The sequence below is a fragment of the Chitinimonas taiwanensis DSM 18899 genome (assembly GCF_900119825.1).
Taxonomy (GTDB): Bacteria; Pseudomonadota; Gammaproteobacteria; order Burkholderiales; family Chitinimonadaceae; genus Chitinimonas; species Chitinimonas taiwanensis.
Window position 1 is genome coordinate 261,163 of sequence record NZ_FPKR01000005.1, and the last position, 15,266, is coordinate 276,428.

The 15,266-nt window shown below is 64.4% G+C and carries 13 protein-coding genes; 2 read left to right on the top strand and 11 right to left on the bottom strand.

Going from position 1 to position 15,266, the window contains the following annotated elements; all coding sequences use genetic code 11:
• Nucleotides 1–8: 8 nt before the first annotated feature.
• The 7 genes from ribD to BT173_RS08145 all read right to left on the bottom strand — a co-directional run bounded on the left by ribD (nt 9) and on the right by BT173_RS08145 (nt 6,518).
• Nucleotides 9–1,118 (bottom strand): bifunctional diaminohydroxyphosphoribosylaminopyrimidine deaminase/5-amino-6-(5-phosphoribosylamino)uracil reductase RibD, encoded by a 1,110-nt coding sequence (ribD, locus tag BT173_RS08115; protein WP_072428131.1) that lies wholly within the window; start codon nt 1,116–1,118, stop codon nt 9–11.
• Nucleotides 1,115–2,182: a DUF2157 domain-containing protein gene (locus tag BT173_RS08120; protein ID WP_072428132.1), complete on the bottom strand. Its 1,068-nt coding sequence runs from the start codon at nt 2,180–2,182 to the stop codon at nt 1,115–1,117. Before BT173_RS08120 ends, ribD begins: the two co-directional genes overlap by 4 nt.
• A complete protein-coding gene (locus BT173_RS08125; protein WP_139256096.1) occupies nt 2,179–2,412 on the bottom strand; it encodes a hypothetical protein in 234 nt (77 codons plus the stop codon). Before BT173_RS08125 ends, BT173_RS08120 begins: the two co-directional genes overlap by 4 nt.
• Entirely contained in the window at nt 2,409–2,861 is a 453-nt protein-coding gene (gene nrdR, locus BT173_RS08130) for a transcriptional regulator NrdR (RefSeq protein WP_072428134.1), read from the bottom strand. The genes BT173_RS08125 and nrdR overlap by 4 nt, the downstream gene beginning before the upstream one ends.
• A gap of 196 nt (nt 2,862–3,057) precedes the next feature.
• The gene (locus BT173_RS08135; RefSeq protein WP_072428135.1) at nt 3,058–4,194 is read right to left on the bottom strand and encodes an aminopeptidase; all 1,137 of its coding nucleotides are present in this window, start codon (nt 4,192–4,194) and stop codon (nt 3,058–3,060) included.
• Nucleotides 4,195–4,203: 9 nt separating this feature from the next.
• Nucleotides 4,204–5,367 carry a benzoate/H(+) symporter BenE family transporter gene (locus BT173_RS08140; protein ID WP_072428136.1) on the bottom strand — a complete coding sequence of 388 codons (1,164 nt, stop codon included), beginning with the start codon at nt 5,365–5,367 and terminating at the stop codon, nt 4,204–4,206.
• Between the two features lie 152 nt (nt 5,368–5,519).
• Entirely contained in the window at nt 5,520–6,518 is a 999-nt protein-coding gene (locus BT173_RS08145; protein WP_072428176.1) for a serine hydrolase domain-containing protein, read from the bottom strand.
• A gap of 206 nt (nt 6,519–6,724) precedes the next feature.
• On the opposite strand from BT173_RS08145, the gene BT173_RS08150 reads away from it, so the two are divergent.
• Entirely contained in the window at nt 6,725–9,229 is a 2,505-nt protein-coding gene (locus tag BT173_RS08150) for an esterase-like activity of phytase family protein (protein WP_084658347.1), read from the top strand.
• A gap of 67 nt (nt 9,230–9,296) precedes the next feature.
• On the opposite strand, the gene BT173_RS08155 is transcribed toward BT173_RS08150, so the two are convergent.
• Entirely contained in the window at nt 9,297–10,244 is a 948-nt protein-coding gene (locus BT173_RS08155) for an alpha/beta hydrolase (protein WP_072428137.1), read from the bottom strand.
• 141 nt (nt 10,245–10,385) lie between these two features.
• On the opposite strand from BT173_RS08155, the gene BT173_RS08160 reads away from it, so the two are divergent.
• Nucleotides 10,386–12,392, top strand: coding sequence for a M13 family metallopeptidase (locus BT173_RS08160; protein ID WP_072428138.1), 2,007 nt, complete (start codon nt 10,386–10,388; stop codon nt 12,390–12,392).
• An 83-nt stretch (nt 12,393–12,475) separates the two neighbouring features.
• On the opposite strand, the gene BT173_RS08165 is transcribed toward BT173_RS08160, so the two are convergent.
• The 3 genes from BT173_RS08165 to glyA all read right to left on the bottom strand — a co-directional run bounded on the left by BT173_RS08165 (nt 12,476) and on the right by glyA (nt 15,207).
• Complete coding sequence (locus BT173_RS08165) at nt 12,476–13,417, bottom strand: sensor domain-containing diguanylate cyclase (RefSeq protein ID WP_072428139.1); 942 nt, start codon at nt 13,415–13,417, stop codon at nt 12,476–12,478.
• A 117-nt stretch (nt 13,418–13,534) separates the two neighbouring features.
• Nucleotides 13,535–13,876 carry a zinc ribbon domain-containing protein YjdM gene (locus BT173_RS08170; protein ID WP_072428140.1) on the bottom strand — a complete coding sequence of 114 codons (342 nt, stop codon included), beginning with the start codon at nt 13,874–13,876 and terminating at the stop codon, nt 13,535–13,537.
• 86 nt (nt 13,877–13,962) lie between these two features.
• Nucleotides 13,963–15,207, bottom strand: a complete 1,245-nt coding sequence (glyA, locus tag BT173_RS08175; RefSeq protein WP_072428141.1) for a serine hydroxymethyltransferase — start codon at nt 15,205–15,207, stop codon at nt 13,963–13,965.
• Nucleotides 15,208–15,266: the final 59 nt, after the last annotated feature.

The window sequence follows — 15,266 nt, forward strand, 5'->3', positions numbered from 1 at the left end:
CAGGCCTCTCAATCGAATCGCAATGTGTAGCGCAGATCCGCGCCAACCTGGCGCAGATCGGCCACGCGCGGGCTGAACTTGTCAGCCAGGCGCGCCAGGCTGAAGTCGGCCAGATCGGCGGCCGCGCTGCCAAGCAGGACGGGCGCCTGATACAGCACAATCTCATCCACCAAGCCGCTTTGCAGCCAGGCGCCATTCAGGCGTCCGCCCGCCTCCACCGTCACCTCGTTCATGCCGCGCTGGCCAAGCAGCTGCAGCGTAGCGGCGAGGTCGATACGTCCGTGCGCATCGGGCAAGGCCAGCAGCTCGGCTCCAGCTTGCTCCAGCGCCGCGCGTTGCGCCGAGTCGATCTGCGACACCAAGAGCAAGGTCTGGCCGGGCGCCTGCAAGAGGCGCGCATCCGGGCGCAGCTGGCCGCGACTATCGAGCACCACGCGCAAGGGCTGCCGCCCGGTCCAGGCCTGGCCATCCAGCTCGCGCACCGTCAGCTGCGGGTCGTCCTTCAGCACCGTACCGCTGCCAGTCAGCATCGCGCAGGAACGCGCACGCAGCTTCTGCACATCGGCCCGCGCGGCCGGGCCGGTAATCCACTGGCTCTCGCCATTGGCTAGCGCGGTCTTGCCGTCCAGGCTGGCGGCAATCTTCAGGCGCAGCCAGGGGCGGCCGCGTTCGATCCGGCTGAGAAATCCCTTCAGCGATTCACGCGCCTCGGCCTGCAAGAGGCCAAGCTCGGTCTGGATGCCCGCCTCGCGCAGCATGGCCAGACCACGCCCGGCCACCAGCGGGTTGGGATCTTGCTGGGCGGCCAGCACGCGGGCAATGCCAGCGTCGATCAGGCCCTTGGCGCAAGGCGGCGTGCGGCCGAAGTGGGCGCAGGGTTCGAGCGTCACATAGGCCGTCGCACCGGCCAGCGCCTCGCCCTGCGCCAAGGCGTCGCGCATCGCCATCACCTCGGCATGCGCGCCACCCGCAGCCTGGCTATGGCCACGGCCAATGATGCGGCCATCGCGCACCAGCACGCAGCCGACCGAGGGATTGGGCGTGCTGATATAGCGTCCGCCCTCGGCAATGCGCAGGGCTTCGGCCATGAAGGCATGATCGGCGCCGCTATAGCTCATCGACGTTGTGCAATCAATTCGGCCAACTGCGGCGACAGCTTGTGGCGCCAGCGCGCACCCAGCGCCTCGCCATGCTTGTTCCACCATACGCCGGCAAATACGAGGCCCAGGCCCAAGAGGCTGAGCACAAAGGCAAACAGCAGGCTGTCCTTGAACACATCCCAGGCCAGATAGCCAAGGTAGCCGGTCACCCCCAGGCCGCCGAACACGGCGAACACCCGGCGGGACAGCACGGCGCCGATGAAGATCAGGCCCAGATTGATCAGACAGTAGAGGAATTTACCGAGCTGGCTGCCCGAATCCATGCTGCTGAGCGCGCCCCAGAAGGCCAGCAGACCGAATAGATAAAGCCAGAAGGCGAAGTCGCGCGGGTCACGCCGCGTGGCGAGGTCGATGCGTAGTGCAAGGCCCAGCATGGCGAGGCCAAACCCCAGCGAGACGAAGCGGCGCAGATTCCACAACTGCTCGTAATAGCCCCAGGCTTCGCTGCCATCGTCCACGCCGAAGGCAATCCAGGCCGCCACGTCCATGCTCAGATACCAGAGCGTGACCGCCACCGGCATGGTCATGAAGGGCAGGCGGTAAAGCCAGAGCATGACGGCCGCCGCCGCCAAGGTGGCCAACTCCAGAAACAGCCAGCGCCAATCGATGTAATGGTGGTAATCGCTATAGCGGCCACCACTCTCCCAATGTCCGAGTGCTGCCTGCACGCCATACACAGCCAGCGGCACCAGCACGATGGTCAGCGTGAACAGGATGCCGGCAGGAATCGGCAATGTCTTGACCTGCAGGAACCACAGGCCCAGACGCCAGGCGAGAAAGGCATAGGCAACGGCAAACACGGTCAGCGAGCCCGCACCCCAGGTCGCATAGCCCACCGTCATGAACAGACTCATCGCGGCAATCGCGATCATGCCGCCCAGGTAATAGAGCACATGCGAGAACTGGAACTGCGCCTGGGTCTGCGGCTGGCTACTCAGGAAAGCCCACAAGGCCTGCGCCTGGCCGGCCTGCAGGATGCCGGCACTTTCGGCGCGTTCGAGGTCGGGGCGGGAGATTTTCATGCTTGATCCTTCGCGCGCCTTAGCATCCAGCAGTAATAGCCGCCCAGCAGCACGCCATATGCACACAGGTAGTAGAGCGCATCGATGGCGCTGGGCATGCTGAAAAGGGGCTGTTCAGCTGGTGCAGGGCTGCCCAGCACCGCGTAAAACCCATGTCGCCCAGCGACGGCCAGCAATGCAATCAGTAGCAAAGCCTTGAATCCGGGCCGCAGTGCTTTCCTTGCGCTCACTTCTTGCTCACCTCACGGATCGCATCGCGGAAATCGTCCACATCCTGGAAGCTCTTGTATACCGAGGCGAAGCGGATATAGGCGACCTTGTCGAGCTTGGCGAGCTCGGCCATCACCATCTCGCCGATGCGGCGTGAGTCGATTTCGCGTTCACCCATGGCCAGCACCTTCTGGTCGATGCGTGCAATCGCCTCGTCCACCAGGGCGGTGGGCACCGGGCGCTTGTGCAGCGCACGCTGAAAGCTGGTGCGCACCTTTTCACGGTCGTAATCGGCGCGGCTGCCATTGGCCTTGACCACCTGTGGCGCGCGCACTTCGGCCATTTCAAATGTGGTGAAGCGCTTGTCGCAGCTCGTGCATTTGCGGCGGCGGCGTATGCTGTCGCCCTCTTCCGAGACGCGGGTATCCACGACCTGGCTATCGAGGGCGCCACAGAACGGGCATTTCATCGGGCATCTCCGGCTGCGTGAACTCGCGCCATTCTACCCGCAAGCCCGCATCAAATCTCGCTTGGCGCGCTGGCAGGCCGCGGGCAGCCCGTCGCAGCAATGCCATTTGCATATTGCATTTCACCCAGACTGGCTAATAGGGCTAACCCGCATGTGGAAAACACGGATGGCCGGCTTGAACACAGACGTGGAGAATTTACTCCGTTGTCATAGACGACCCGTCCGGGACGATAGGTTGTCGGGGCAATACCTGATCATTGCTGATCAATCCCTGTTGATTCTCCCCTGAAAAAACAGATGCTCCCAGGGCCGCCAGCGCTTCGTCGCGGGCGGCCCGATTTTTTTGCGCCAAGGCCTCCACAGCTGCATAGAAGGCGGCAAAGCTACCCGACTGGCGATACAGCGCACGAAAAGCCGGCACACGTTCGTGGTAAGTAGCCACCGATGCCAGATGCGCATTGTTTGGCAGCGGGTCAAACCAGCTGTCATAGCCGATATAACCGCCATAGCGAGCCTTGAGCGCCGCATATTGCTCGGCCAAGCCCTGCTGGATGCGCTGCTTGGCCGCCAATTTATCCGCATCGGGTTGCGCGCTCGCATACAGCTCGGCCAGTGCCGTACGCCCGGCCAGGATCAGCGCGCGGAAATCCTGACGGCGCTGCTCGCTGCGCCGATAAGCCGCCGTCGCTTCGGGCTGCGCCTCGCTTGCCAGCCAATGCTCGTAGCCTTCCAGCTCCACCGCGGTGGCGAATGCCTCATTGAAGGCGCTGTCGTCGCGCACATAGACGCGCTGGTGGGCAAGCTCATGGAAGATCAGCCGTGCCAGTGTGGCCTCGTCGTAGCGCACGGTGGTATTGAGCAAGGGGTCTTCAAACCAGCCCAGGGTGGAATAGGCGGGAATGCCGTACTCATACACATCCTCGCCCAGCGCGCGCCTTTGCGCCGCGTAGTCGCGAGCATCGGCCTGCTGGTAATAGCCGCGGTAGCTGAGGCAACCCGCGAGCGGAAAGCAGCTTTGCACCGGGCTCAGTGATAAGGGCGGCGTGCTGACCACGCTCCACAGTGCATGTGGGCGACCGAGGTCGGTGTAGCGCGTGTAACTGGCGTTATCGGGCAGGCCAAGCTCGGCAATCGCAAACGCGCGCACGCGCTGGGCGAAGCGGAGCTTGCTGCGCAAGGGCTCTGGCGTGGTCGGGTCGGCAATCAGTTCGGCAATCGGGCGCGCCTTATTCAGCACCTCGGCCTGACCGCGCGCAGCCTGGCCCACATAGGCCACACTGGCGCAGCCGGATAGCCAGGCACTCAGCAGCATGATCAGGGCAAGACGCGCCATGGCCCAGCCTCAGCGCGCCGCGCGCCAGTTCAGCACCAGCAGGGCCAGACCACCGGCCAGCAGGCCCCAGAAGGCCGAACCTATGCCACCGAGCGACAGGCCGGAGGCGGTGACCAGAAAGGTGATCAGCGCCGCCTCGCGCTGATTGTCTTCCTTCATAGCCAGCGCCAAGCCGCTGGCCAGCGCGCCAAATAAGGCAATGCCGGCAATCGCCAGCACCAGCGCCTGCGGAAAGGCCGCAAACAGCGCACCGACCGAACCACCCAAGAGGCCCAGCAGCAGATAGAAACCACCGGCGGCCACTGCGGCGCGATAGCGCTGCTTGGGGTCGGGGTCGCTTTCCGGCCCGGCGCAGATCGCCGCGGTAATGGCGGCCAGATTCAAGGCAAAACAGCCAAACGGCGCCAGCAGCAAGTTGATCAGCCCGGTCCAGCCCACCAGCGGCGACACCGGTGGCTGATAGCCGCAGGAGCGCAGTACGGCCACGCCGGGAATATTCTGTGAAGCCATGGTGACGATGAAGAGCGGCAGGCCCACACCCAGCAGCGCGCGCCAGTTGAACTCGGGCGTGGTCCACACCGGGCTGGCAATCGCGAAGCTCAAGCCATCGAGCTTGATCAGCCCGAACAGCGCCGCCAGCGCGCAACCCACCAGCAGCACCGCCACCACCGCATAGCGCGGCAGCAAGCGCTTGAACAGCAGGTAGGCGATGAACATGGGAAACACCACCCAGAATTGGCTCTGCATCGCGCCAAAGGCCGCCATGCCGAACTTGAGCAGCACGCCGGCCAGCATGGCGGCGGCCAGGGACAGCGGGATGTACTTCATTGCGCGCTCGAACCAGCCGCTAAAGCCGCTCACCGTGATCAAGGCGGCGGAGAACAGGAAGGCGCCAATCGCTTCGGCCATGCTGTAGCCGGCCAGGCTGGTCACCAGCAGCGCCGCACCCGGCGTGGACCAGGCGGTGGCCACCGGCATCTTGTAGCGCAGTGACAGGCCAATGCAGCTGATGCCCATGGCAAAGCCCAGCACCATCAACCAGGAGGCGATCTGTGCCTGGCTGGCCCCGGCCGCTTGTGCAGCCTGGAAGATGATGGCGGCCGAGCTGGTATAGCCGACCAGCACGGTGATGAAACCGGCCGCCAGGGCCGGCAGGGGAATCAATCGGAACATGGGCCACGCGCACGGGGGAAGCAATGGGCAGGACAATAGCGCGAGCCGGCCGGCGCCGCACCGGTACAGCATGCAAGCAGCCAGCGGCACAGCGCGGATGCGAGGCGGCCTAGGCGCCTCTTACGGCGCGCCCTGCCCCGCCGTACCGCAAGCTAGGCCGCCACCCCGGCGAACCAGGCCTTGCGGATCAGCCGCCCGCAGCGCACCGAGTCAAAGCCACTGCCCACGCCATCGCGGCGCGCCAGGATGCCGTAGTGGGTCTTAGCTGCAGCGATCCACGGGTAAAAACCGAAGGCGCCGGGGCTGCTGAACGCACCATCGCCCACGGCCGGGTCATCCTCCACCCAGTGGCCGAGGCTGTAATGCCATTGCTCATTGGCTGGGCTCGGGCTGTAGCTGGCCTGGGCGCAGTAGATGGGGTTGGTACACACGGCCTGACTGCCCAGCAAGCGCCCCAATTGCAGCTCGCCCTTCAGCAGTTTGCGCAAGAAACGCGCGTAATCGGCCGCGGTGCTGACCACGCCGCCAGCCGGCTGCGGCTGGCTGAAGCTCAAGCCAATCTCACTACCGAGCTGGCTACGCAGCTCGGCCGCGAGGCCCGCATTGTCGAGCGCCCCGAGCCCCAGGTTCAGCGCATGCTGCTGCATATGGCCGCCACCATAGTGGAACAAGCCATCTACGCTGGCGCGATACAGACCGTTATCCGCCATGGCCGCGCAGGTCGCCACGGTCTGGCCGGGCAGGCAGCTGCTGAAGTCGGCATAGCCGCTCTGAAAATGCAGGGCCTTGATGTCGGCCGTGTTGAGCTGGCCGGCGCGCTTTTGCGCCACATAGGCGGCGTACAGCCATTTGCTGGCCGAGGCGATATTCATGCTGGAAGCGGCATCGTAGCTATCGCCGCCGGCGCGACCGCTGGCCAGCAAGCCCTGCGCATCGCCAATCTCCCAGTAGAACGGCTGCACCGCCGCGCAGGCCGCGTGGCTGGCAGCCGTGCTGCTGGCCGCCTGGCTGCGTTGGGCCAGGCTGATTCCACCAGCGTCAGGCGCAGGTGGGCTGCCCTCGCTGCCTCCGCCGCAGGCGCTCAGCCCGCACAGCAGACCCAGCACCAGCAGGCATGTGGGCAATCGCTTATCGATGTCGGCACGGCGCATGGTGGGCTCCTCGGTGCAGGCAGAACATTCCATCTGCATAGGGCGGCATTCTGCGCCAGCTCCGGGCTAGCGGGCCAAGGGCAAAGTGTAAATATCGGTAGCGATCTGCTGCGTTTGATGTCGCAGCGCAACGTAACCGGACCGTCACCAAGGCTTCACAGCCAACCGGCATGCTGCGCGACTATTCCAACAGCATCGGAGCTCACATGCACTACCCACGAAGTCAGTCGCATCTTGTCCGTCTGGCCGCCCTGGCCGCCGCGCTCGCCACCCTGGGCGCCTGCTCGAGCGATGATGGCGATACGCCGCCCAGCTCGGCCTTCAACGAGCCGATTCTGGCCGGCCGCGCCGTGCTACCCGCCACCACCTTTGCCGATGGCCCGAGCTCCGGCCACTATCTGAGCGGCGACCTGAACGGCCAGACCGCCCCGTTTGCCAAGCAACCGGTGCAGGGTTTCTCGGCCACGCTGAAGAACGCCGACGGCAGCTTCCTGGCCATGCCGGACAATGGCTACGGCAGCCTGGAAAACTCGGCCGACTTCTATCTGCGCGTGTACACGATACGTCCGAACTTCAAGACCCAGAGCGGTGGCGATGGCAGCGTGAAGGTGGAGAACTTCATCTCGCTGCGCGACCCGAACAAGCTGATTCCGTTCACCATCACCAATCAGTTCAGCAGCGAGCGCCTCTTGACCGGCGCTGACTTCGACATCGAATCCATGCAGCGCGCCAGCGACGGCACACTGTGGTTTGGCGATGAATTCGGCCCCTTCCTGCTGCATACCGACAAGAATGGCGTGCTGCTTGAAGCGCCGATCTCGCTGCCCGATGCCGAGAACCCGGGCAAATTCATCCGCTCGCCGCAAAATCCGTATTACGAGGAAGCGAGCGCCGTACGGGTGATGAACGCTGTACGCGCCCATGCGCAAAGCTTTGGCGCCACCCGCCCGCCGGTGTTCTCGCCCTACCATGTGATGCTCAAGTACGACGTGAACGGGGTGAAGTCGAGCCCGGACGCCCACTATGCACGCGGTGCCAACCCGCAGCCTGGCCTGACCGCCGCCACCAGCGAGGTATTCGATATCGCCTCGCTCAAGTCGGCCGGCTACTCGCTGGTGACCTGGACGGTGAACGACAAGCCGCGCATGAGCGAGCTGCTCAAGGCCGGCGTCAGCGGCATCATCTCGGACCGGCCCGACCTGCTGCTGGAGGCCGTGCGGGAATTCGATGCCAATAAGGACGGCACGCCAGGTGACTACCTGCTGGCCGATGGCCGCATCGACGCGAGCAAGTTCGACGCCCAGGGCCACCGCGGCGCGCGCAATCTGCGCCCGGAAAACACCCTGCCGGCCTTCGAAGCCGCGCTGGACAATCTGATGACCACGCTGGAAACCGACTCGGGCATCACCAAGGATGGCGTATCGGTGCTCAAGCACGACCCCTATATCGAGGCGCAGAAATGCCGGCGTGCCGATGGCCAGCCCTATGCGTTTGCCGATGAGGTGCTGATCAAGCACCTGACCCTGGCCCAGCTGCAAAGCGGCTATGTGTGCGACAAGCTGTTCCGCGGCCCCGAGCAGCGCAACGATGTGGCGCTCTCGCCGGTTTCGGCCCAGCTGGCCACCGCCAAGGGCTATATCAGCCCCTATGTGCTGCCCAAGACTCAGGATCTGTTCGATCTGGTCAGCGCCTATATCACCTACTACAGCACCGGCGCGGGTGCCAGCCACCCGGCCGCGGCCCAGCGCGTGGCCAATGCGCGCCAGGTACGCTTCAATATCGAAACCAAGCTCAACCCGCGTTCGGACAGCGATGCGCACGGCAATGTCTACCGTGAGCGCACCGTCAGCGCCCAGCAGATGGCCGACACCTTGGCCGGCCTGATCGTGGCGAACAATCTGCAGGCACGCGCCGATATCCAGAGCTTCGACTTCCGCAGCCTGCTACGCGTCCAGGAGAAGTTCCCGGCCATCCGCACGGTCTACCTGTTCGGCGACTTCCCGATCTACCCGGACCCGGCCAATAGCGATGACGGCACCAATATGCAGGACGAGGCTGGTCAGAACACGCCCTGGATGGCTGGTCTGTATTGGCCCTACCGCAGCACGGCCACCAGCCTGCCCATGCGCGCCAAGCGTTCGGGCGGCTTCGAAGGGATGGCGCTGTCCAGCGACGGCAGCAAGCTCTACCCGCTGCTGGAACTCCCGCTGGCCGGCCACGATGCTAAGACCCTGCTGATCAGTGAATTCGATCTGGCCAGCCGCAGCTACACCGGCAAGCAGTTCAAGTACGTGCTGGACGCCAAGGGAACCAATATCGGCGACTTCATCCTCTACAACGCCAGCGAAGGCATCGTGATCGAACGCGACGGCTCACAGGGCGATCTGAACGGCTTTAAGAAGCTGTTCCAGATCAAGCTTGGCGCCAATGGCACGGCGGTGAGCAAGACCGAACTGGTCAATCTGATGGCACTGAAGGACCCGCACGGCATCAGCGGCAAGAACAGCAACGGCGATGTTGGTCTTGGCAACCCGTTCGCCATGCCCTTCAACACCATCGAGGACGTGGTGGTGATCGACGAAAACACGCTGGGCGTGCTGGACGACAATAACTTCCCGTTCAGCGTGGGCCGCCACCTGGGCAGCAAGCAACCGGACGACAACGAGTTCATCCTGATCAAGCTGCCCAAGCCGCTCGCGCTGGGTAAGTAAGCCGTTAGCCGCAAGAGAAAAAGCGCAGCTTAGGCTGCGCTTTTTTATTCCCCGCCATCAGCGATGCTCAGAGTGCGGCTGACCAGGATGGGACTAACTGGGACAGGAAAGCCTCAACCGTATCGGTGTACGCACCCGGCAGGCCCAGCGCATCGTTCATCTGGCGATGACTGAGGGCCGCGGCCTTCACGCTGACCGGCACACCGAGCGTCTGAGCGCGGCTGGCGAAGCGCTGCGCAGCGGTACAAGGTTGATCCGCGCGTTCGGTCGAGCAGGTGATCAGCATGGGCACTGCCTCACGCGATAGCTGGTGGTAGGGCGAGGTCGCCTGCCAATAGGCGGGGTCAGCCCCGAAGGCGCGCTCGTGAAAGCGGTAATGCTTGCCCTGCATCAGGCCGACCATATCGAGGCCGGCGCTATCGAGCACCACGCTGCCCAGCCAGGGCGCAGCACCCGCTTCCTGAGCAAGCTTGGGCGAGGCCGACAGCAGGGCCACCAGGTGGGCGCCGGCGGAATGACCGATCAGCACCAGCTGGCTGGCGTCCACGCCCCAGGCTTTGGCGCGCTGCTGTACGGCAGCAAGGCCGCGCGCCACGGCCTGCGCCTGCTGCAGCGGCCCGGCCTCGGGCAGCAAGGGATAGTTGAGCGAGACCAGCACCGCGCCGCGCGGCACCCAGCGGGCGACCTTGTTCTGTACCACCGGACGCGCCGCCTTGTCGCCCGCGCGCCAGGCGCCACCATGCACCATTACGATCACCCAGCGTGGCGAAGCCTGCGTGGGCAGATACACATCGAAGCGTTCACGCTCACTGGCACCATAGGCGAGATCGCGCAGCACGCGCACTCCGGCCACGGCGCTATAGGGCTCACCGCTCGCCTCATCTGAAGCCAGCTCGGCCTCGGCCGCCGTGCGGCGTTCGGCCAGCCAGTCACGCAGGGGGCCGGCCTGGGCTGGCAGGCCCAAACCACAGAAGAGCATCAGGGCGCTGAGCCCACGGGCAAACAAGGGGGACATGGCAAGACTCGCTGCGGTGCATACAGGCAACAGGCTAGCAGCAGTTCGTCGCATGCTGCTTGCTTGACGAACGGTGCCGCCTAGAATCGCGCGCTTGTTGCGGACACCCCGCACACCGATACGATTGGGGAGGAATAAGGAATGAAACTACGTCAGATCGCACTGGCCCTGATGGCCGTGGGCGCCATGGCCGGCCCGGCATCCGGGCTCTACCCGCAGCATTTCGATGCGCAGGTACGCATGCAGGATGATCTGTTCCAGGCCGTGAACGGCGGCTGGGTGAAGACGGCGCAGATTCCGGCCGACCGCAGCAGCTGGGGCATTGTGGGCGAGCTGCGCAACCAGAGCGAAGCGCGCGTGCGCGAGATCATCGAAAACGCGGCCGAGCAGGCCGGTAGCGATGCCGGCGCCGCCCAGATCGCCGCCTTCTACCAGAGCTTCATGGACGAGGCTGCCATCGAGGCCAAGGGCTTAAGCCCGGTGCAGCCGCTGTTGGAGCGCATTGCCAGCGTGCAAAGCCGGCTGGATCTGCAGCGCGAACTCGGTGCGCTGCAGCTGATCGGCGTGGACAGCCCGCTGGCGCTGGCACCCGAGGTGGATGGCCGCGATTCGCGCCGCTACCTGCTGCAGGTGTGGCAGAGCGGCCTGGGCCTGCCCGACCGTGACTACTATCTGCAACACGATGCCGCCATGCGCAAGGCGCGCGCGGCCTACCTCGATTATCTGCAGGCGCTGCTAAGCCTGAGCGGCGCGCAACCGGCCGAGGCCAAGCGCCGTGCTCAGGCGGTACTGGCGCTGGAAACCCAGCTGGCCCGCGCGCAATGGAGCAAGGCGGACGAATACGATCCGCTCAAGACCTACAACAAGCGCACGCTGGCCGAGCTACGCCGCGCGGTGCCGGGCCTCGACTGGTCGGTGCTGCTGGCCAGTGCGGCAGTGCCCGATATCGCCGCGGTGAACCTGGCCCAGCCCAGCTATGCCAAGGCGGCAGCGCGTCTGATCAGCACTCAGCCGCTGGCCGTATGGAAGGATTATCTGCAGGTACGCACGCTGGACCGCTTTGCCCCGGCCCTACCCAAGGCCTTTGTGACAGCGCACTTCCGCTTCCATGCCCAGGCGCTGACTGGCGCGCAGGAAATGCGTCCGCGCTGGAAGCGTGCGGTGGCGGTGGTGGAGCAGAACCTCGGCATGGCAGTGGGCCAGCGCTATGTGGCCAAGTATTTTCCGCCCGAGACCAAGGCCAAGATCGATACCCTGGTGCAGAACCTGCTGAAAGCCTTCGAGCTGAGCATTGCCGAGCTGAGCTGGATGAGCCCGGCCACTAAGGCCGCCGCCAAGGAAAAGCTTGGCAAGTACGCGGTCAAGATCGGCTACCCCGAGCGCTGGCGCGACTACAGCGGCCTTGTCGTGCGGGCCGATGATGCGGTGGGCAATCTGCAACGCGGCGCCGAGTTCGACCACCACTATGTGATGGGCCGCCTGAACCAGCCGGTGGACCGCAGCGAATGGGGCATGACACCGCAGACGGTGAACGCCTATTACAACCCCAGCCTGAACGAGATCGTCTTCCCGGCCGCCTATCTGCAGCCGCCCTATTTCGATCCGAGCGTGGACGACGCAGTCAACTACGGCAATATCGGCGCCACCATTGGCCACGAGATCAGCCACGGCTTTGACGACAGCGGTGCGCAGTTCGATGGCGACGGCAATCTGCGCATGTGGTGGAGCAAGGCCGACAAGGCCGCCTTCGACAAGCTGACCAGCCAGCTGGTGAAGGACTTCGACGCCCTGGAAGCGCTGCCCGGCCGCTATGTAAACGGCAAGCTGACCCTGGGCGAGAACATCGCTGATCTATCTGGCCTGCAGGTGGCGTACAAGGCCTACCAGCTGAGCCTGAACGGCCAGCCCGCCCCAGTCATCGATGGCTATAGCGGCGAGCAGCGCTTCTTCATCGGCTATGCGGCGTCCTGGCGCGAAACCATGCGCAAGGAGATGTTGCTGCAGCAGATCGTGAGCGACCCCCACGCGCCCGACCATTTCCGCGCCAACCAGCCGGTCATCAATACCGATGCTTACCACCAGGCCTTTGCCACCAAGGCCGGCGACGGCATGTGGCGGCCGCTGAACAAGCGCATCCGTATCTGGTAAATCAGGCTGGCGATACGGGCAGCCAATAGAAAACGGGCCAGCAATCGATTGCTGGCCCGTTTTCCTTTGGCTAGACGGCAGGCTTAGTTCGCGGACTGGCGTGCGCGCTTATCGGCATACATGGCCTGGTCGGCACTTTTCCAGGCGGCCAGCAGGCCCTGGGCTGGCTCGCGCGGCGCCAGGCCGACCGAGGCGGGCAGCGCCAGCTCGTGCAGAATCTGGCGTACCCGCGCCAACAGGGCCTCGCCCTCGCTGCGGCTGCATTCGATACCGAGAATGCCGAACTCGTCACCGCCCAGGCGCGCCAACACGTCGCCCGCGCGTATCGCACGACGCAGCGCTTCGGCCGTGCGGCGGATCAGCGCATCGCCGGCCGCATGGCCATGCTGGTCATTCACGCGCTTGAGCCCATCCAGGTCCACCACCAGGGCCACGGCCGGGTGGCCGTAGCGGCGGCAGCGGTCTTCCTCGGCAGCCAGCAGCTGCTCCCAACCGCGCCGGTTATACAGCTCGGTCATGAAGTCGGTCATCGACTCGGCGCGCGCATGGTCGGCGCGCCGGCCTTCCTCATGGGCGCGCAGCTCGGCATCCAGCAGGCTGCTCAGCAGGGAGCCAAGCAGGATGAACAGCGGCTCTTCCTGGATCAGCGCATCCGGCTGTGGTGCCGGATGGATGCCGCACAGGGTGCCGAACAAGGAGCCATCGGCGCGACGCAACGGATAACCGGCATAGGCGCCGATATGCACCTGACGCGCGATGGGCGCATCGGCATAGGCCGCCACCCTATTCGAATCGGGCGCAATCAGCGGGCCGCGCCCCTGCACCATCTGCGAACAGAAGGAATCGGCCCAGCGCAGTACGGTGCCGGGTGCAATGCCGTAACCGTGGTCTTCACGCTGCAGCACGATCCAGTCATCCCCCTCGGTGCGGGTGACCATCCACAAATCGAAGCCGAAGCGCTCGCGCAGAAAACTGAGCACCGCCGCGCTGGCTTGCTCGAAATCCGCAAAAATAATGCCTTGCATCTGACCTCCTGAGAGCGGGTCTGGCGCGAATCCGGCCCCGCTCGCCCACTGCGCAGCCACCGTTGCTATCGGCTCATCATAGCCAACAGTGGGCAGACCTCAGCGAAGGGTGCAGGTTCAAGCCTTCTTAACGAACTCCGACTTCAGGCCCATCGCGCCAACGCCGTCGATCTTGCAGTCGATATCGTGATCGCCGTCCACGAGGCGAATGTTCTTCACCTTGGTGCCGACCTTGACTACCAGCGAGGAACCCTTGACCTTCAGGTCCTTGATCACGGTCACCGTGTCGCCATCCTGCAGCACATTGCCGACCGCATCGCGTACCACCTTGGCCACCTCGGTGGCGTCTGCCTCGGCGACCTTGGGCCATTCATGCGCGCACTCGGGGCAGACGAACTGTGCGCCATCTTCGTACGTATATTCAGAACCACACTGCGGGCAGGCGGGCAACTGAGACATGGTATTTCCTTACTTTGAGCAGGGTTATTGGTCGAAACAAAAAGGCGCGATTGCTCGCGCCTTTTTGCTGGGCAGGCCGGAACGGCTTACTTCGCGTACACCGGGAAGCGCGCCGTCAGCGCATGCACCTTGGCCTTCACGGCGGCGATATTGGCTTCGTCATGCGGATTGTCGAGCACGTCGGCAACCAGATTGGCCACTTCGATCGCTTCGGCTTCCTTGAAACCACGCGTGGTGATGGCCGGGGCACCAAGGCGGATGCCGCTGGTGACAAACGGGCTTTCCGGGTCGTTCGGAATAGAGTTCTTGTTGACGGTGATATGCGCCAGACCCAGCGCGGCATCGGCCGCCTTGCCGGTCAGGTTCTTCGGACGCAGATCAACCAGGAAGACATGGCTCTCGGTGCGGCCGGAGATGATGCGCAGACCGCGTTCCTGCAGGGTCTTGGCCATGATGGCGGCGTTCTTGATCACCTGTTCCTGGTAGGCCTTGAACTCGGGGGTCAGCGCTTCCTTGAAGGCCACGGCCTTACCGGCGATCACATGCATGAGCGGGCCACCCTGCAGCGAGGGGAACACATTCGAGTTCAACATCTTCTCGTGTTCGGCCTTGGCCAGGATGATGCCACCACGCGGACCGCGCAGGGTCTTGTGGGTGGTCGAGGTGACGAAGTCGGCGTGTGGCACCGGGTTCGGATACACACCAGCGGCGATCAGGCCGGCATAGTGGGCCATGTCCACCATGAAGTAGGCACCGACCTTCTTGGCGATCTCGGCCATGCGGGCAAAGTCGAAACGCAACGCGTAGGCCGAAGCACCGCCGATGATCAGCTTGGGCTTTTCAGCGATGGCAATACGCTCCATCTCGTCGTAATCGATCTCTTCCTTCTCGTTCAGGCCGTAGGGCACGATGCGGAACAGCTTGCCCGACAGATTGGCCGGCGAGCCGTGGGTCAGGTGACCGCCGTGGCCGAGGTTCATACCCATGACGGTGTCGCCCGGCTTGAGGATGGAGAAGTACACGGCCTGATTGGCTTGCGAGCCCGAGTGCGGCTGCACATTCGCGTATTCGGCACCGAACAGCTGCTTGACGCGGTCGATGGCCAGTTGCTCGACCACGTCCACATATTCGCAACCGCCGTAGAAACGCTTGCCCGGATAGCCTTCGGCGTACTTATTGGTCAGCTGCGAGCCTTGCGCTTCCATCACGGCCGGGCTGGTGTAGTTTTCCGAGGCGATCAGCTCGATATGCTCGTGCTGGCGAACCACTTCGCTTTCGATGGCGGCGGAGAGTTCGGGGTCGTATTGGGCAATGGACAGCGGCTTGAACATGGCAGGGCTTCCGGGAAGGGAGGTACGGGAAAGGCCGGCATTTTATCACGCAGCCGGCG